Annotated in this window: 17 protein-coding genes and 4 pseudogenes; 13 read left to right on the forward strand and 8 right to left on the reverse strand. The window is 70.9% G+C overall.

Translation table 11 applies throughout. The annotated features are described in order from the left end of the window. Together ACZ6O2_RS24140 and ACZ6O2_RS24145 are read left to right on the forward strand one after the other, a co-directional pair. On the forward strand, positions 1–903 hold the full coding sequence (locus ACZ6O2_RS24140; protein ID WP_466024366.1) for a nucleoside hydrolase: 903 nt from the start codon (positions 1–3) through the stop codon (positions 901–903). After that, positions 870–1,835: a ribokinase gene (locus ACZ6O2_RS24145; protein WP_466024367.1), complete on the forward strand. Its 966-nt coding sequence runs from the start codon at positions 870–872 to the stop codon at positions 1,833–1,835. The genes ACZ6O2_RS24140 and ACZ6O2_RS24145 overlap by 34 nt, the downstream gene beginning before the upstream one ends. Before the next feature lie 296 nt (positions 1,836–2,131). Here the strand turns inward: ACZ6O2_RS24145 and ACZ6O2_RS24150 are convergent, their stop codons facing one another. Both ACZ6O2_RS24150 and ACZ6O2_RS24155 read right to left on the reverse strand, forming a co-directional pair. Next, positions 2,132–2,557 (reverse strand): DUF6924 domain-containing protein, encoded by a 426-nt coding sequence (locus tag ACZ6O2_RS24150; RefSeq protein WP_466024368.1) that lies wholly within the window; start codon positions 2,555–2,557, stop codon positions 2,132–2,134. A 463-nt stretch (positions 2,558–3,020) separates the two neighbouring features. After that, complete coding sequence (locus tag ACZ6O2_RS24155; protein ID WP_466024369.1) at positions 3,021–3,929, reverse strand: aldose 1-epimerase family protein; 909 nt, start codon at positions 3,927–3,929, stop codon at positions 3,021–3,023. 462 nt (positions 3,930–4,391) lie between these two features. Between ACZ6O2_RS24155 and ACZ6O2_RS24160 the strand changes: the two are divergent. Both ACZ6O2_RS24160 and ACZ6O2_RS24165 read left to right on the forward strand, forming a co-directional pair. After that, a pseudogene (locus ACZ6O2_RS24160) lies at positions 4,392–4,736 on the forward strand (helix-turn-helix domain-containing protein); the annotation flags it as partial. 2 nt (positions 4,737–4,738) lie between these two features. Next, positions 4,739–4,944, forward strand: a pseudogene (locus ACZ6O2_RS24165) (IS630 family transposase); the annotation flags it as partial. Positions 4,945–5,016: 72 nt separating this feature from the next. Here the strand turns inward: ACZ6O2_RS24165 and ACZ6O2_RS24170 are convergent. The 3 genes from ACZ6O2_RS24170 to ACZ6O2_RS24180 form a co-directional block, all read right to left on the reverse strand. Further along, positions 5,017–5,394: a hypothetical protein gene (locus ACZ6O2_RS24170; protein WP_466024409.1), complete on the reverse strand. Its 378-nt coding sequence runs from the start codon at positions 5,392–5,394 to the stop codon at positions 5,017–5,019. Positions 5,395–5,475: 81 nt separating this feature from the next. Continuing rightward, a complete protein-coding gene (locus ACZ6O2_RS24175; protein WP_466024370.1) occupies positions 5,476–7,137 on the reverse strand; it encodes a sensor histidine kinase in 1,662 nt (553 codons plus the stop codon). Next, on the reverse strand, positions 7,134–7,874 hold the full coding sequence (locus tag ACZ6O2_RS24180; RefSeq protein ID WP_350708091.1) for a response regulator transcription factor: 741 nt from the start codon (positions 7,872–7,874) through the stop codon (positions 7,134–7,136). The genes ACZ6O2_RS24175 and ACZ6O2_RS24180 overlap by 4 nt, the downstream gene beginning before the upstream one ends. A 381-nt stretch (positions 7,875–8,255) precedes the next feature. On the opposite strand from ACZ6O2_RS24180, the gene alr reads away from it, so the two are divergent. The 4 genes from alr to ACZ6O2_RS24200 all read left to right on the forward strand — a co-directional run bounded on the left by alr (position 8,256) and on the right by ACZ6O2_RS24200 (position 12,262). Then, a complete protein-coding gene (gene alr / locus ACZ6O2_RS24185; protein WP_466024371.1) occupies positions 8,256–9,422 on the forward strand; it encodes an alanine racemase in 1,167 nt (388 codons plus the stop codon). Next, positions 9,419–10,447, forward strand: a complete 1,029-nt coding sequence (locus ACZ6O2_RS24190; protein WP_466024372.1) for a D-alanine--D-alanine ligase family protein — start codon at positions 9,419–9,421, stop codon at positions 10,445–10,447. Before alr ends, ACZ6O2_RS24190 begins: the two co-directional genes overlap by 4 nt. Continuing rightward, the gene (locus ACZ6O2_RS24195) at positions 10,447–11,622 is read left to right on the forward strand and encodes a UDP-N-acetylglucosamine--N-acetylmuramyl-(pentapeptide) pyrophosphoryl-undecaprenol N-acetylglucosamine transferase (protein ID WP_466024407.1); all 1,176 of its coding nucleotides are present in this window, start codon (positions 10,447–10,449) and stop codon (positions 11,620–11,622) included. The genes ACZ6O2_RS24190 and ACZ6O2_RS24195 overlap by 1 nt, the downstream gene beginning before the upstream one ends. A 337-nt stretch (positions 11,623–11,959) precedes the next feature. Then, positions 11,960–12,262 carry a M15 family metallopeptidase gene (locus ACZ6O2_RS24200; protein ID WP_466024373.1) on the forward strand — a complete coding sequence of 101 codons (303 nt, stop codon included), beginning with the start codon at positions 11,960–11,962 and terminating at the stop codon, positions 12,260–12,262. Between the two features lie 37 nt (positions 12,263–12,299). Here the strand turns inward: ACZ6O2_RS24200 and ACZ6O2_RS24205 are convergent. Beyond that, positions 12,300–12,512 (reverse strand): annotated as a pseudogene (locus tag ACZ6O2_RS24205) (transposase); the annotation flags it as partial. 89 nt (positions 12,513–12,601) lie between these two features. Here ACZ6O2_RS24205 and ACZ6O2_RS24210 point away from each other — a divergent pair. From ACZ6O2_RS24210 to ACZ6O2_RS24220, 3 genes are all read left to right on the forward strand, one after another. After that, a complete protein-coding gene (locus ACZ6O2_RS24210) occupies positions 12,602–12,808 on the forward strand; it encodes a DUF6817 domain-containing protein (RefSeq protein ID WP_466024374.1) in 207 nt (68 codons plus the stop codon). Positions 12,809–12,921: 113 nt separating this feature from the next. Continuing rightward, positions 12,922–13,290 carry a nucleotidyl transferase family protein gene (locus ACZ6O2_RS24215; RefSeq protein WP_466024408.1) on the forward strand — a complete coding sequence of 123 codons (369 nt, stop codon included), beginning with the start codon at positions 12,922–12,924 and terminating at the stop codon, positions 13,288–13,290. Between the two features lie 69 nt (positions 13,291–13,359). Next, positions 13,360–13,593 (forward strand): hypothetical protein, encoded by a 234-nt coding sequence (locus tag ACZ6O2_RS24220; RefSeq protein ID WP_466024375.1) that lies wholly within the window; start codon positions 13,360–13,362, stop codon positions 13,591–13,593. Here the strand turns inward: ACZ6O2_RS24220 and ACZ6O2_RS24225 are convergent. Further along, positions 13,540–14,031, reverse strand: a pseudogene (locus ACZ6O2_RS24225) (helix-turn-helix transcriptional regulator); the annotation flags it as partial. The gene ACZ6O2_RS24220 and the pseudogene ACZ6O2_RS24225 sit on opposite strands and share 54 nt — an antisense overlap. Positions 14,032–14,633: 602 nt before the next feature. Here ACZ6O2_RS24225 and ACZ6O2_RS24230 point away from each other — a divergent pair. After that, on the forward strand, positions 14,634–15,251 hold the full coding sequence (locus tag ACZ6O2_RS24230) for a hypothetical protein (protein WP_466024376.1): 618 nt from the start codon (positions 14,634–14,636) through the stop codon (positions 15,249–15,251). Between the two features lie 213 nt (positions 15,252–15,464). Here ACZ6O2_RS24230 and ACZ6O2_RS24235 read toward each other — a convergent pair whose 3' ends face one another. After that, a complete protein-coding gene (locus ACZ6O2_RS24235; RefSeq protein ID WP_466024377.1) occupies positions 15,465–15,686 on the reverse strand; it encodes a hypothetical protein in 222 nt (73 codons plus the stop codon). A gap of 291 nt (positions 15,687–15,977) precedes the next feature. On the opposite strand from ACZ6O2_RS24235, the gene ACZ6O2_RS24240 reads away from it, so the two are divergent. Next, positions 15,978–17,267: an MFS transporter gene (locus ACZ6O2_RS24240; protein ID WP_466024378.1), complete on the forward strand. Its 1,290-nt coding sequence runs from the start codon at positions 15,978–15,980 to the stop codon at positions 17,265–17,267. Positions 17,268–17,308 lie beyond the last annotated feature (41 nt).

Consider the following 17,308-nt stretch of genomic DNA (forward strand, 5'->3'; position numbering starts at 1 on the left):
ATGACCGGGACACCCCGGCGCATCGTGGTCGACACCGACGGAGGCGTGGACGACCTGGTGGCACTCGCCTGGTTGCTGCGCCTGCCGGATGTGGAGATACCGGCGATCATCGCCACCGGCGGGGCACGGCCCGCCGATGTCGTCGGGGCGGCGGTCAACCATGCGCTTCGCGCGCTCGCTCCGGCCCGGCGGCCGTTGCTGCTGCGAGGCGCCGAGATCGACCCCGCCGCGCGGGCCGCGGTCCCGTCGGGCGCGCGGCTGCACGGCGAGTACGGTCTCGGGCCGCTCATCCCCACGCACGGCGCCGAGTTCGACGGCGACATACGCGTCGACCCGTCACTGCCGGCGCACACCGACTACCTGGCGCTCGGCCCATTGACCACCGCCGGGCGCCTCGCCGGGCAGGTGAGCCACTGGCCGGCGCACGTCCGGTTGACCGTGATGGGTGGGGCATTCTCCCTGCCCGGCGTGGTGCAGGGCGCCGAGCCGAACTTCGCCCGCGACCCCCGGGCCGCCCGGCAACTGTTCGCCGAGCCGCCCGGCCAGGGCGTACGGGTCGTGCCGACGGACGCGACCACCCGGGCGAGCTGCCCGCCGGAGGCCGTCCGGCGGGTGCTCGACGGCGGCAACGGGTGGCCCGGGATGCGCGCGCAACTGCTGGCGCACTACTGGTCCGGCACAGCCAGCCGACACTGCCACGACCTGGTGGCCGCAGCCGTCGTGGCGCGACCGGAGGTGGTGGCGGTCGAGACGCCCGCCACGGTGGCCGTCGACGCGGACGGCCGCTCGGACATGACCCCCGAGGGGAACGTGGCCGTGACGGTGGTGAGCCGCCTCGACGACACGGCGTGGCGCGAGATCGTCCTGGCATGGGCGACGGACAGAGAGGCGACGGTGCGTTGAACAGCCCGAAGATCGCGGTGGTGGGCAGCGCCAACCTTGACCGCATGGTGGTGACCGACCGGCTCCCCGAGCCCGGGGAGACACTGACCGCCCGGGAATACCGGGAGGGTACCGGCGGCAAGGGCGCGAACCAGGCGATGACCATCGCCACCCTCGGTACGCCCGTCGGCTTCGTCGGATGCGTCGGCGCCGACGCCGCTGGTGAGCAGGTGCGGCAGCGGCTCGCCGGCCGGGGCGTGGACGTGTCGGGGCTCGCGGTCGTCCATGACCTCCCCACAGGGACCGCGCTGATCACGGTGGACGGCGCCGGCGAGAACGTGATCGTGGTACACCCCGGGGCGAACGGCGCACTGGACGCGGCCCGCGTCGACCGGCACCGGGACATGATCGCGACGGCAGCGCTCACCCTCATGCAGTGCGAGGTCGCGACGCCCGCCCTGGAGCGGGCCGCAGCGCTGGCCGGGGGCCTCCTGGTGCTGAATCCCGCGCCCGCAACTCCGCTTCCCGACGCCCTCGTACGCCGGGTGGATGTGCTGGTGCCCAACCGGGCCGAGTTGGCGGTCCTGGCCGGCACGTCCCTGCCAGAGAGCCTGGACGACGTGGCGAGCGCCGTCGGCAAACTCGGGCTCGCGGCGACCGTCGTGGTGACGCTCGGGTCGCAGGGCGCGGCCGTGATAGAGCCGGACGGCCGCGTTGACCACGTTCCGGCGCTCCGTACCGAGGCCGTGGACACGACTGGCGCGGGCGACTGCTTCTGCGGAGCCCTCGCGACCGCCCTGGTGACGCGGCCCGGCCGCGCCGTGGCGGAAGCCGCCCGCTGGGCGGCCGTCGCGGCGGCGCTGTCGACACGCGGCCGGGGCGCACAAGGCGCGCTGCCGACCCTGGATGAGGTGTCCAGGGCGATGAGTGCCACCGACCGACCGTTCTCGTAGCGGGCCTCCGCAGCTCCCGTTCGATCCACAGCACCAGCACGGCTGGCCGACCCGGATGCAGCGCGCGTCGGCCTTCACCTCGTCGAGCCAGCCGGATCCGGCAGCGATCCCGAGACACGAGATGTATGCCGCGATGCACGGCGGCTCGGGCGCAACAGTCACCCTCAGTTATCACGGTTCCCGTTACCCCGCTCTACGCGAAAGGCCCTGGCCAGGACATCAATCCGGTCAGGGCCTTCGATGTTCCAAGGTCAACGATCATGCGGTGTGCCATTTGCCCACGCCGCGTCAGGCGTTCAGGCCCGCTCGAAGCCCCGGAACACGCCGGAAGCGTCGACGGAGTCTGCGAAGTCGGCGAAGTCCATGTTCGCGATGGAGAGGTTGGCCGAGACCTCGGCGTACCAGCGGGGCGGTATCCGGAAGGTGCGGCCCGGCTCGTCGTACAGATCGACAGCGAGCAGCGGATTTTCGTCGCCAGCCATGGTGGTGGCATCGGTGAGGAACAGGTAGGTCAGTTTGTCGTCGTCGGCTGCGTCGGCATCCGCTTGGACCAGATCCTGGATGCTCACCCCGTCGTACCGTGGGTCGTTGACGAAAGTGGCGTTGGGGTAAGGGTCGCCAGCGATGATGGCAGCCTTGAGCGCGTCCCACGCCGCGTCTTCAGTGAAGTCGACACGCAGGACCAGCGACGCCAGGTCGTCGGGTTGGGGCAGGGGTGTCACAAAGCGGATCCTCCCAGTCCGTCGCCATCGGCCTTCTGCCGCTTCTCGCGGTTGGCCTTGTCTTTCGTCTTCGCCGGCTGGTCCGTCAGCTTCTTGCCCTTTCCCGGCTTTTGGCCTTCTCTCGGTCAGCCCGCACTGCCTCGTGCAGCGCCTGGACGATGGCCCGGTCAGCTTCGGCCACAGCGTGCTGGTAGATCAGCGCGGCCTGCAGCCAGTCGGGCCCCATCCGGGCCATCAGGCCCCGCTCAGGGACAGCGGTGTTGGGAAGTGGTCCCTATCCTCTCGGCCATGGGAGCCCTCAAGCCGTGGCACGTGTTCGTCCTGACGCTCTGCTGTCTCTTGCCGACTGCTGCGGCGATCGTTGGCGGGGTATGGGCGGTCCGCCGATCTCGTAACCGTCGCTGAACCAACTCTGCCAACTGCGGTCGACGCTGCCGGGCCAGGCACGGTACAGGCGTGGGCGTCAGTGGGGGGTGATGCCCCAGGAAGCGCTCCACAGCTCGCCCGGCTTGAGCACGATCAGGTCGCGACCTGACCGCAGGGCATCCGGCGGGCAGGTCATCGGCTCCACCGCGATCGACCGCCGGTGGCGGGGTGACGGCACGCTGTCGGCCGTGTACACCTGCCACCAGGCGAACGCAGGGTCGGCCCACACACTGGTCACCGGCGCGTCCGGAGTGCCGAGCGTGACGGTATGCCGATCTTGGCTGGTAAGGATGACGTCGCCGAAGGCGGTGCCCAGGCGGCCGGTCCCGATCTGCTTCGGGACGGTGTAGTCGAACTCCGAGCCGGCGACCTTCGCCTCCCCGATCGGCAAATGGCGCGCGTCGACGAGCAGCCGTGACCGGGCCGGAACGCGTAGCCAGGTCTCCTCGACCGAGACCGGCGGCAGCAGGTAGGGATGGGCGCCCAAGCCGAACGGCGCCGGCTCCGCGGCGGCGTTGGTCGCGGTGTGGGTCACCGTCAGGCCGCCGCCCGCCAGTTCCCACCGGGTGGTCAGGCTCAGGCTCCACGGATACCCAGGTTGCGCCGGAAGGTCGAAGCCGAGCGTGACGGCGGACGGGGTCTGCTCCAGCAGCCGCCAGGGGACCCAGCGGACCAGGCCGTGGACGGCGCTGCGGTTCGCCGGTTCGGACAGCGGCAGCTGGTAGGTGTGGCCGCCGAAGGTGTACTGCCCGTCGCGCAGCCGATTGGGCCAGGGCGCGAGGACTTGACCGGCGCCGGCCGGGCAGATCACGTCCTCGGCGTACCCGTCGACGACCTCGCGGTCTCCGGCCCGGTAGGTCCGCAGGCCCCCGCCGACCTCCACGATGACGGCGGTCTGGTCGGCGAAGCTGATCGTCCATTGCGAACCTGTTGGCGCTTTTGGCATGCGCGAACCTTACTGCCGTTCGAGCACGACGAGGTGTTGTCGATCGCGAGCCGATCGCCGCCGACAGCGCCGGGCAGGTCCGCTGACATCGCCGAGTCGCAGTAGGAGGTGCCCCTGCGGGCGGAACGCCCTGTGGTGACCAAAGGATCGGTACCGGTCGAGCGGGCCCACCTGGCCAAGAACGGAGCCGCGGTTCGTCGGGCCGTTCGATGCTTACTGCGGCGAACGCGACCCCGTGCGGGAGCAGGCGGAGGCGTGGGTGCGGAAGCAGCCGTTACCGCGTCCGATCGCCGACGGCCAAACCTGTGGGGCCGATGGCGCTACCGGGCGGGATAGCGCCGACCGAGCTGGACTTCACCCCGCCTGAGCCGTTCGCTAGTGCTGTGACCGCACAGGTTCACCGGGTTGGCGGTCGTGGCGGTTGGATGTGCGGCGACGTCCGATCCGATCGCTGGAGGCCCGGTGGCCGAGCCTGTCCGTGTACGTAGACTGACCGACCGGGAGGGGGAGAAGCTGCAGCAAATCATGCGCAGGGGCAGCACGAGTTCGGTGCGCTACCGGCGCGCGATGATGCTGCTCGCCTCAGCGGGCGGGAACCGGGTGCCGGTGATCGCCCAGCTGGTCCAGGCCGACGAGGACACCGTGCGCGATGTGATCCACCGCTTCAACGAGATCGGCCTGGCCTGCCTGGACCCTCAGTGGGCGGGAGGCCGTCCCCGCCTACTCAGTCGTGAGGACGAGGACTTCGTCATCCGGACGGCCACCACTCGCCCCACCAGGCTCGGCCAACCCTGCACCCGCTGGTCCACTTCGGCCCGCTGCGGCAGTTCACCCTGGCCAACTCCCACCACCGCAGCCACCCGCGCAAACCCAGGCACTGCACCGCTACCTGCGCTGGCGCAATACCAACGCCCGCCACCCCGACGTACTCACCGCCCAACGCAAGGAACGCGCCCGCGTCCGCAGCGAAAAGGGCATCCGCTGGGGCGGACGCCCCCTCAACACCGCAGCCTGACCAACCGCGAACCGCAGCCCCCGAGCGCCGAAGGGGGCAAGTTCAGGAGAAGGACAGCGACAGAAGGATGACTCAGGAGGCGAACGGCTCGATCTCCCCCGCGAAGACGATGACCTGGTCGATGAGGCTCCGTCGCAGATGGACGACATCCGTTCCCGCCAGGCGGGGGCCTCCATCAGGCGTGGTGAAGACCCACCGGTACCGGGCCCATTCGTCAGGCATGTCCACCGCTGAGCAGCGCACCATCGTGCCGGTCCCCGCCGGGTGGCGTCGGATGTCCAGCACGAACCGCTCGACCGCCCCGATTCCTTCGCTGCGACCCAACGGCCCCCAGAAGACCACGTCTGAGGTCAGGGCCTGGGAGAGCAGGGCAGTCACATAGCTGTCGTCCGAGGCGTTGAACGCGGAGATGAACGTGTCGATCGCGGAGCGTGCAATCTCTTCCTGCATGCCCCAGTAATACCAGCCGGTTCGCGTGCGCTCGTCCCGCGAGCCGCCTTTCGATCACGGTGAACCACCCCGGTCACAGCACTAGTAAACGCGGGGGAGCGTGATGGTGAATGTCGTCCCGACGCCGACCTCACTCGCGACCGTGATGGTGCCCTGGTGATCGGTGACGATCTGCCGGGCGATGGCGAGGCCGAGGCCACTGCCTCCCGTACGGCGGCCCCGTGCGGCGTCGGCCCGCCAGAACCGGTCGAACACATGCGGCAGCGCGTCCGCTGCGATTCCCGAGCCGGTGTCGACGACCTGGACGATCGCCTGCGTTTCGGTGCGGCTCACGACCAGCCGGACGCTGCCGCCCTCAGCGGTCGCCCGTAGTGCGTTGGTGACGAGATTGCCCACCACCTGGCGGAGCCGGTCGGGATCGGCGTGTACCGCAACCGGCTCGGCTGCCACGCGCAACGACACCCCGGCTGACTCCGCCCGGGCGTGGTGGGCGGTGCCGCAGGTCTCCAGGAGTTCGGCCAGATCCACCGTGACCCGGTGGTACGCCAGGTTGCCGGCCTCAGCCAGGGCCAGGTCCTGCAGGTCGTCGACGATGCGCTGTTGCAGCACCGCCTCTTCGAGCAGCGAGGCGTAGAGCTCCTGGTCCGGCGTGACCACGCCGTCGGAGAGCGCCTCGAGATAGCCGCGCAGGTTGGCCAGCGGGGTGCGCAGTTCATGTGCGACGTCGGCGACCAGTCGGCGTTGCCGCTCCTCCCCGCGCTGCAGGGAGTCGGCCATCCGGTTGAACGACCGGGCCAACTCCGCCAGCTCGTCGTTGCCCCGCACCGGAACCCGTCCGGTGAGGTCGCCCCGGCCGAGCCGCTGAGCGGCCGCGGTGAGCGTGTCGATGGGGCGCAGCACCCGCCGGCTCAGCAGTACGGTGCCGATGATCGCGACCGCCGCCACGCCCACGGCCGCGGCGAGCAGCGGACCGGCCGCCAGCGCGGACGCCGGATCGCCACGAGCGCCGAGGTAGACCCGGGCGGGTACCGGCGCGACGTCACTGATCTGGTTGGTGAAGACCTGGGCCAGGCAGGAATCCAGTGGCTCCACCGCCGTCAGGGCGCCACAGCCCTGCACCCGGTCGGCGCCGGCCGCCCGGTCCAGGTTCGGCCGGGCCGCGATGTCGCGACAGCTGCGGACGATCTCGTCGACGCCCTGGCGACCGCGCACGTCGGTCGTGCTCGGTTCCGCGTCGAACTGCGGAACTCCCGTGCTGGTAGGTGAGGCGACGACAGGAACGGATTCCCGGGTCAGGCAGGCCGCGAACAGCACGCCCGTGCGGTAGGAGGCGATCGCCCCGACCACGCCTTTCTCCCGGCCCGCCGGCTCCGTCGGCAACGCGGCCAGATTCAGCACCGGCCGCGGGTCGACGAACCCGACCATCGTGCCGAGCGGCCGGGCGGTGCGATCCTCCTGGGTGTCCGTGTCCACGATCACCTGGCCCGTATCGGCGACCAGGTGGATCCGCTGACCGGTCTCAGCGCGCAGGTCCTGCACCAGGCCGGGCACGCCCTCCCAGGTGCCGTGCCGGCTGCCGTACGCCTTGAGTCGGGCGACGACCTGGTCGAGCTGCGCCCGGTCGACGGTGGCCGACTCGTTGATCTGCTGCGAGGCCTGCCGCAGGGTCAGCCACGCGGTCGCCACGGTCGCGCTCACCGCGACGAGGATGACCAGCCAGAGCACCCGTAGCCGAAAACTCACCGGCTGGCTCCGGGCGTCCCCTCGGGCGTCGGCGTCGCCGCCGGTTCCGGCGCCGGTTCGGCGAGCCGGTAGCCGCGGCCGTAGACGGTCTGCACGTACCGCGGTTCGGCAACGTCGGCCTCGATCTTGCGGCGGAGGTTCATCACGTGCGCGTCGACGGTGCGTTCGAGCACGAAATGATCGAACCCGAAGGCACGGTCGATGATCTGCGCCCGGGTGAACACCCGCCCGGGCTCGCCGGCGAGCACCTCGAGGATGCCGAACTCCTTGGCCGTCAGGGCGACCGGCCGGCCGCCGACGCGTACCTCGAACCGGCCGGCGTCCACCTCGATCTCGCCGACGCGCAGCACCGCCCGGTTGTCGGCGCTCACCACCCGGGCCCGGCGCAGCAGCGCCCGTACCCGGGCGGCCAGCTCCCGCGGGCTGTACGGCTTGGTGAGGTAGTCGTCGGCACCGAGATCGAGGCCCAGCAGGACGTCGTCCTCGGTGGTGCGGGCGGTCAGCAGCAGGATCGGAATCTCCGATTCGGCGCGCAGGACCCGGCACACGTCGAGGCCGTCGACGACCGGCATCATCACGTCGAGGACCACCAGGTCCGGCCGGCGGGACCGGCACTGGTCCAGCGCGGCCCGCCCGTCGCCGACCAGCAGCACGCTGTGCCCCTCGCGTTCGAGATAGACCCGTACCAGGTTGGCCTGCTTGGGGTCGTCCTCGGCGACCAGGATCCGCGCGCTCATGTTTCCCCGTTCCGGCTAGTGGTGGCGGGGTCAAGTAAAACCGAAACCTGTGAAGAACTGATGCGGACGGCTCCGGAGAGCGGCGAGCGGGATGTCCGCACAGCTGGCCCACAGCGCCTTCAAGGGTTCTTCACCACAGGCTGCCTACCGTGCCGGTCATGTCAGTCAGGAGCCGGACATGATCCTGGAACCAGCACACCCAGGCCGCCGCGGGGAGCGACAGCGGCGGGCGGTCCGGCGGCGGATCCGGGAGACGCTCGCGGTGCGCCGGGCCGCCGCTGTCGGCGGGCACGGGGCCGCCGAACCGCCGGACGAACCGCCCGTCGAACCCAGGGCTGCCGGGTGACGCCGGGTACGCGCGGTCGGCGCGCGGGGACCGGTGTGATCAGTGAGAGTGCCGAGCTGGCCGAGGCCGTGATAGATCTCGCGGCGATCGCGCAGAATGTTCGGACGATCGCAGCGATCGCACGTACCGGATTGATGGCCGTGGTGAAGGCCGACGCGTTCGGGCACGGCGCGGTGCCGGTGGCGCGGGCTGCGTTGGGGGCCGGCGCCGACTGGCTGGGCGTGACCTCGGCGACGGAGGCGATGGCACTGCGATCGGCGGGCATCGGCGCGCCCGTCCTGAGCTGGCTGCACCGGCCGGACGAGGACTTCACCCGCCTGATCGCCGCGGACGTCGACATCGCGGTGTCGACCCTGACCCATCTGCGCGCGATCGCCGACGCGGCCACGGGTCTCGGTGTGCCCGCCATGGTCCAGCTCAAGGCGGACGTGGGTCTGTCCCGCAACGGTGCCACCGGCGACGAATGGCCCGAGCTGGTCGCCTGGGCCCGCAAGCACGAGGCGGAGGGCAGCGTCCGGGTGCACGGGGTGTGGTCCCACTTGACCAACGCCGACGTGCCGGGCTGCCCGAGCATCGCGCGGCAGCTGTCGACGTTCCGGGAGGCACTGCGGATCGTCCGAGATGCCGGACTTGATCCGGAAGTGGTGCATCTGGCGAATTCGGCGGCGGCACTGGCCGCCCCGGAGACCCGGTTCGATCTCTGTCGGATCGGCCTGGCCATGTATGGCATCGACCCCTTTGGCGCGGCCGGTCCCCGCCGTTTCGGCCTGCGACCCGCCATGACCCTGCGGTCAAAGGTGATCAACCTGAAACGCGTGCCCGCCGGGACCGGCGTCTCGTACGGGCCCGACCACGTGACCGATCGGCCGACCACGCTCGCTCTGCTGCCGCTCGGGTACGCCGATGGTCTCTCGCGCACCGCCGAGGGCCGCGCGTGGGTCTGGCTCGCCGGTCGACGATGCCCGATCGTCGGCCGCATCGCCATGGATCAGTGCGTCGTCGATGCCGGCGATCTACCGGTGGCGCTCGGCGATCCCGTGGTCGTCTTCGGCCCCGGCGCCGAGCCCGGCTCGCCCGACCCGGCCGAGCCGACGGCCGCCGACTGGGCTCAGTGGGCCGGCACCATCCCGCACGAGGTCTTGACCGGAATCGGCGCGCGGGTGGCGCGCGCACACCTACACGGGGAAGCGGCAACATCGTGACTGTTCGTTTGGCGGTGCTGTTCGGTGGGCGCAGCGGGGAGCACGACGTCTCCCGACGCTCGGCGGAAAGCATCCTGGCCCATCTCGACCGCGACACGTACGACGTGACGGAGGTGCTGATCGAGCGGGACGGCCAGTGGCGGGTGAACGGCGACCGGGCCACGTTCGCGCAGGCGCTGCGGACCCTCGGCGACCAGGACGTGGTGTTCCCGGCGCTGCACGGCCCGTACGGTGAGGACGGCACCGTCCAGTCGATGCTGGAGTGGCTCGGCGTCGCGTTCGTCGGAAACGGTGTTTTCGCCAGCGCCGCCGGGATGGACAAGTCGGTCACGAAGAAACTCCTCGCCGCCGACGGCCTGCGCGTGGCCGCCGGGGTGACGCTGCGCCCCGACGAGGAGCTGTCGTCGCGGGATCAGGAACGGCTGGGACTGCCTGTCTTCGTCAAACCGGCCCGGGCCGGCTCCAGCCTGGGCGTCTCCAAGGTCGAACAATGGGCGCAACTGCCCGCCGCCCTGCGGCTCGCGCGCGAGAGCGACGCGAAGGTTCTCGTCGAACGCGCCGTGCGTGGGCGCGAGATCGACGTCGGCGTCCTTCAGCACCCCGACGGTCGCGTCGAGGCCGGGCCGCCGCTGGAGATACGGGTGGCGAACGCCTCCTTCTTCGACTACGACGCCAAGTACGACGGCGGTGCTGTCTTCCACATTCCGGCCCAGCTCGACCCCGGCACCACCCGACTACTGCAGGACCGGGCCGTGCAGGCGTTCCACGCGCTCGGATGCCGTGGGCTGCTCCGCGTCGACTTCTTCCTCCCGGATCCGGACGCCGACCACGGCACAGGGTGGACCGGAGACCACCGGGAGCCGGTGATCAACGAGGTCAACACCTTCCCCGGATTCACCGCCGCCTCCCAGTACCCGCAGATCTGGCAGCGGGCCGGCGTCGGCTACCCGGCACTGCTCGACATCCTCGTCCAGGGCGCACTGCACCGACGCGACACCGCCTCCCCATGCAAGAGTCCCTCCTGATGGCCGTCTACACCGCGGAACATCTCCGTGGTCTCCGCATGATCGTCACGGGCGGCGGAACGGGCGGGCACACCTACCCGGCGCTGACCACGATCCGTACGCTCCGCGACCGGCTAGCGACAGCCGGCACCGAACCCGACGTCCGCTGGGTGGGCGTCGCCCACGGACTGGAGGCCAGAATCGCCCGGCAGGAGGGCATCCCCTTCACAGCGATCACCACCGGCAAACTGCGCCGCTCGCCGAACCTGCACGAGTGGGGCCGCAACGTCGCCGACGCCTTGCGCGTGCCGCTCGGCATCGTCCAGGCCATCATGATCGTGGTACGCACCCGGCCCGAGGTGGTCTTCTCCACCGGCGGATACGTCTCCGTCCCGATCGGGATCGCCGCCTGGATGACCCGCCGCCCGCTGGTCATGCACGAGCAGGTCCTCACGCTCGGGCTGGCGAACCGGATCCTCGCCCGCCTCGCTGATCGAGTCCTGCTGAGCCACGAATCCTCCATCGACCACCTGCCCGCCGGAGCGCGGACCCGCGCGGTGATCACCGGCAACCCGGTCCGACCCGAGATCCTCACGGGTGACCGCAACCGGGCGCTCAACGCATACCACCTGGACCCCCGCCTGCCGCTGGTGTACGTCACCGGCGGCGCCCAGGGCGCCGTCCAGGTCAACAACCTGATCGCCGACATCCTCCCCGGACTCCTGCCGAAATGTCAGGTGCTGCACCAGTGCGGCGACTACTCCCTCGACCGGATGTGGCAGGTCGCGGCCGCCCTTCCGGAACACCTGCGCAGCAGGTACCGGGTCGTCGACTACGTCCACGGCGAGCTGCCGGACGTCCTGAGCGCCGCGGACATCGTCGTCGCGCGCAGCGGCGCCGGCACCGTCGCCGAACTCACCGCCCTGGGCAAGGCATGCGTCCTCATCCCGCTCATCCCCACCAGCGGCGACGAACAACGGCGGACCGCACGACACCTCGCCGACGCCGGTGCCTCCCGGATGCTCGCCGGCCCCGACGCCTCCGCCAACCGCCTCTACGAGGAGATCATGGTGCTGCTCGACCACCCGGAACGACGCCAGGAACTGGCCAACGTCGCCCGTCGACACGGCCGCCCCCACGCGGCCGCAGCCGTGGCCAGCGCAATCATCGACGCCGCCGGCCGGTGCCGGTCATGATCCTGCTGTCTGATCGGCGAATCTCGGCCATCCCGCTGGGCGACAACGGGGAAGCCCTGGTCGACGTGCGCCAGGTTGCGGACCTTCGGGTCGACGATCGCCTGGCCGACGAGGCCGGGGCCTACGCGCACCTTCGTGAGGCAACGGTCCAGCGCCTGCTCGCCGCCCAGCGGACCCTGCCCCGAGGACTGCGGCTGCTGATCATCGAGGGTACCGGCCGCTCAGCCTGCAGACGACCTACTTCGAGAGCTACAAGGACGAACTGCGCCGCAGGTACCCGGAGTGGGACTCGGCGCGCCGGCACCTCGAGGCCAGCAAGTACATCTCGCCGCCCGAGGTGGCTCCGCACAGCACCGGCGGGACGGTCGACCTCACCCTCTGCACGGCCGACGGCCTCGAACTGGACCTGGGCACGATCGTCAACGCCAGCCCGGTGGACAGCGCCAACGCCTGCTTCACCGGATCACCCCACGTCTCCCCGCAGGCCCGCACCAACCGCGACATCCTCGCCCGGACGCTCTCGTCCGCCGGCATGGTCAACTACCCGACCGAATGGTGGCACTGGTCGTTCGGCGACCGCTACTGGGCGCTGAGCACCGGGGCCACCCGGACCCGGTACGGGCCGGTCGACCTCCCCTGAAGCCTCTGCGTGTCGACTCACTCTCGGACATCGAGAAGGCGAAGGCGACCTGGTCGGAGACTCCGGCGGCGGCGCGGCGATCGGGGCGGTCGCACCAGGTCGTCTCGGGTAGGTGGAGCCTGCGGTCGATCAGCGCCCGGCCTCCGGGTGATGCGTAGGCCAGGAACACCCCGACCTGGCTGTTTCGCCACGACCCGCGGTGCCCGTGTACCGCCTGCACCCCGGCCGAGCGTTTGCCGACCCTCAGCCAGGCGAGTGCCAGACGTATCCACGGCGCTGTGACACATCGCCCACACCCAGGGGCAGGCGAATCCGACAGCCGATACCTACAGTCGGGCCATGAGCACCGACAAAGGCGTGCGGGTCTGGCTCCGCCGGCATGGAGCTGAGCAGATCGCGCATCCCGGGGGCAACCTGTACGCCCACCTGGGTCGAGTCGGCGAACGACTCGCCGTGCCTGGCTGCAGCAGTGACGTGCGAGCCGCGAGCCTCCCGCTGGCCTCTGAGCAGGTCATCCGCGACGTGCAGGGGGTCTTGCGGCCGTGACACCCGAACCGTCGGCAGGGTCACGTTCGACAGCACGCACCCCCGGTCGTGTACGCGTGCGAGCCGTCTACCCCGGCAGCTTTGATCCCTTCACTCCCGGGCATCTGAATGTGGTGAAACGGGCACGCGACCTCTTCGACGAAGTGGTCGTGCTCGTCGCGGTCAACAGCAGCAAGCATCCGGGCACCGACGAAGAAGAACGAGCGGCCGCTGTTCGGGCCATTCTGCCGGTCGAATGGACCTCCGTCACCGTTGCGGCCTGGAGCGGGTTGACCTCCACCTACTGCCGTCGCCACGAAGTAGGAGTGATCGTTCGCGGCGTGCGTAACACCACCGACCTTTGGACCGAGTACCAGCTCGCCGCGATGAACCAGTCGCTGGGTGTCCCCACGGTGTTTCTGCCTGCGCAGCCCGAACTGGCCGCGGTGTCTTCGACCGCGGTGCGCACGCTGAGGAAGCGACCTTCGTCCACGCAGCCGTAGCAGCCCTCCCGGGTCGGTGTCGCTGAGGGCCTTCAGCCGGAGATGCTCCTGCGGTGGGAGCGCGGTGATGTGCTGCTGGATGTGCGGGTTGATGCCCTGGTGGATGAGCGGAACCCGGGCCGCGTGTCCGGCGAGCCGGAACGCGGGGCGGTCCACGATGCGGGTGTCCATGGGGATGCTTCCTTCGACGGTCAGGCGGAGTTTGAGCTGCGGTTGTGTGCGAAGGGGACCTCCGTCGCGGCGAACGTCACCGGGGTTGGCGCCGTGAACCGCCCGGAACGCACGTCCGAACGCCTCGGTTGAGCCGTATCCGTGCCGGACGGCGATGCTCAGCAGATCGTCCTCGCCCCGAACGACGTCGGCAGCGGCGACGGTCATGCGGCGCCGGCGCACGTACTCCGACAGCGGCATGCCGGCCAACGACGAGAACATCCGGCGCAGGTGGTATTCGGTCGTGCCGAGCGCCCTGGCCAGTCCGTTGACGTCGAACTCTTCGGTGAGGTGCTTCTCGACCAGGTCGACAAGCCGGTTGAGTGCCGCGATCACGGGGCCTCCTTTCGACGTCAAGCCTGGCCGAATGACCCCGGCTGCGCCCGACCGTAGAGGTCCGATCCGATCATGTGCTTGGACGTCGCGGCGGGCGACCCAAGGGTGTGTGGGGCGGCTGGCGTGCCATGCCCCACCGGGGGTTCGAATCCCCTCCGGTCCGCCGCATCCGGACCCTGGCCCGGCCGCCAACACGCGCTTCCCGATGGCCGGGTAGCCTCAGCCGGTGTCGCACCGTGTCCGGACAGTCCTCCTCCTCGGGCTGGCCGCCATTCTGCCGGGCTGCGGGTTCGGCGAGTCTGCCCCGCAAGCCGCCCCTTCGCACGCCCCGGGTCCTGTCGGTCAGGCGCACTCAGCAAGTGCTGTGCCCATACCGACCGGGACGCTGAGCGGCTCCGCGTTGGGTGAGTGGGCCTGTAGGGAGAATGCGAGAGCCTTGAGGAAAGTCGTTCATGACGATCCGGCCGTGATGCGGCCGATCGCGGAGGCGGCGGTTCGGTCCGGCGTAACGGGCGTGGCAAGCCAGGGCTCCGTGATGCTCAGGAGAATCAGGGACGCGGAGGCGTCTCGGAGCGCTGACGGGACCGTTTACGGAGTGGGGATCTCGGAGGCGTCCACGAGGCTCTCCATTGTCTGTGAACACGTGGTCTTCGAATGAGCAATGCGCATCGTGGTGCGCCGCTCGGTGGCTGATGCCCGACCGATTGCCCGACTGTCTTGGTTGCCCGTGTGGGTCCACCCCGTCGAGCGTGAAAATGGGGTTGCTTCAGGCCCGGCCTTGCTCCCGTAATCGTTGGATGATCGCAGACGACGTGACGCGCGCTGCCGGGCTTGCCCGCGAGACTCTGGCGGCAGCCACCCATCTCGACTGGCAGAAGCCGGCCGGCGGACTGGAGTGGAGTTGCTGGGAGACGGTCGAGCACATGAGCGACGACCTTTTCGGGTACGCCGCGCAGCTCGGTCCCGCGCATCCGTCCACGCGTACCCACGTGCCGTTCGGTTGGCAGCGACGCCGCGAGGGTGGCCCGCCCTTGACGATCTACGTGGACCCGGCTGAGGGGCCGTCCGGGTTGGTGCAGGTCTTCGAGGCGTGCGGGGCGATGCTGGCAGCTATGATCGATGCCGCGCCGCCGGACCGGCGGTCGTTTCACGCGTACGGTCTCTCCGACCCCTCCGGGTTCGCCGCGATGGGCGTGGTCGAGGTCCTGGTCCACATGTACGACGTGGCCGCCGGGCTGGACCTGACGTGGTCGCCGCCTGCCGACCTGTGTACGGGAGCGCTGCGCCGGCTGTTCCCCTCCGTGCCGTCAACCGGCGAGCCGTGGTCGACGCTCCTCTGGGCTACCGGCCGGGCGGACCTACCCGGCCTACCGGCGCGAACGTCGTGGAGATGGGACGGCACTCCGCGTCCCTGAACGCCGGCCCAGAGCACGGTCAGGTGCACTGACGCCCGGCAGCCCCGCGCCACCTGTTCGGAGTCGAGCCCGGCCTCGCACGGCCGGCCGCGCGAGGCCGCCGTGGCGAGACCCACCGGGCCGCTCACGCGGGGTGAGCGGAAGACCTGGCGGTCACCGGGCTTCCGCACAGCCGTACGTGCCTGATCGCTCGCGGGCGCCGCTGTCCCGCCCTCACCGCGCCGAGGACGTCGTCTCCTTCACCCGGCCGGCCGCGCCGCCGTCGCCTGTCTCGCCGAACACGTTGTCCCGCAGGGCAGGAAGATCACCGGCCGTCGTGCCGTGCACGGCACGGCGACGGCTTGCTCGTACGACGACCGCCGCCGTCACCACCGGGGCCATGGACGTCGCCGCCGCCTGCATCAGCGGCACCTTCCTGCTCCGTCGACGCCTCATCTCGCCCACCCGTCTTTGTCGAGTCCAACCATGTCGTTCCCATCGTGAGGACACCGCAGCGGCAGCGGGGCTCTGTTCGACGCAATCGACACGGTCGGGTCATTCCCACACGGGTGGGTGCGCCAGGTGCGATGGCGTGATCACGAGCGGAGCCCGCCGGCCTCCCGAGCCCACCCGTACGGATCCGAACATCCTCGAACGCCTGGTCCCGGCCCCGACGTCGCAGGCGTGGATACGTTCTGGACCCAGTGCCCGCAGGGCAGCCGGTGGTGGGACAGGACGGGGGGCGGAGTGACCGAGCGCGCCGCGACGTACGCCGAGGTGTTCGCGGTGCGCGAGTACCGCTACCTGTTCGTGGCGTACCTGCTGTCCCTGGCGGGTGACCAGCTCACGGCCGTGACCGTGGCGTACCTCGTCTACACCGGCACCGGCTCGGCCGCGCTCGCGGCGGCCGCCTACGCCAGTTCCTACCTCGCCTGGCTCGCGGGCGGGCCGCTGCTGTCCGGCCTCGCCGACCGGTTCCCCCGGCGGCGGATCCTGGTCGTGTGCGACCTTGCCCGGGCGGCGCTCGTCCCGGCGGCGGCGCTGCCGGACCTCCCCGCGCCCGCCCTGGTGGCGCTGCTGTTCGCGGTCAACCTGATGCGGCCGCCGTTCGTGGCCGCGAGGGCGGCGCTGATGCCCGAAGTGCTCGACGGTGACCGTTACGCGGTGGCGAACGGCGTGGACAACGTCTGCGCCCAGGTCGTGCAGGTGCTCGGCTTCGCCGCCGGGGGGAGCCTGGTGGCGCTGCTGTCGCTGCGCGGAGCGCTGCTGGTGGACGCCGGCACGTTCCTCGTCTCCGCCCTTCTGATCATGATCGGCGTTCGTTCCCGCCCCGCGCCCCGGGCGCCCGGCCGTCCGGCCCGCGGCGACCGGGCGGCCGGCCTGCGGGTGATCTTCACCGATCCCCGGCTGCGCGCCTACGTCCTCGTCCTGTGGGCGGCCAGCGCCTTCACCTACGCCGCCGAAGGACTGATGGCGCCGCTGGCCCGACAGTACGGAGGCGGCGCCGGCACCGTCGGGCTGTTGCTGGCGGCGGCGCCGACGGGGATGGCCCTCGGCGGGGTCGCTCTCACCCGGCTCTGTCCTCCGGCGGCCCGGCCACGACTGATCCTGCCTCTGGCCGCGCTCTCCGCCGGGGTGCTGGCGGCGACCTGGCTCGTCCCTCCACTGTGGGTCGTACTCCTGCTGTTGGTGCTGGCCGGCGCCGCGAGCGCCTTCGCCATCCCGCTGAACGCATTGTTCGGCCGGGCCGTGCCGATCCATTACCGGGGACGCGCGTTCGGGGTGGCCATCACCGGTCTGAGCGGGCTCCAGGGGGCGGCGATGGTCATGGCGGGTCTGGCCGCGGACCGGTGGCCGGCGACCACGGTGATCGGGCTCAGCGGATTGTCGGGCGCGGCGGCGGTCCTCGCCCTCGTGCCGCTGTGGCCGCGGCGGTCTGCCTGCACGCCGACCACGTTCGAGGTCCCGGTCGAACAAGGCCGAACGACCTCGACCGCCGACAGCCCTACCGCCGAGGCGGGCGGCGGCCGACGCTGAGATCACGGGCGGGCACGGGGCCGCCACGAAGGGAGAGGAGA

The organism is Micromonospora sp. NPDC048040 (assembly GCF_055587185.1).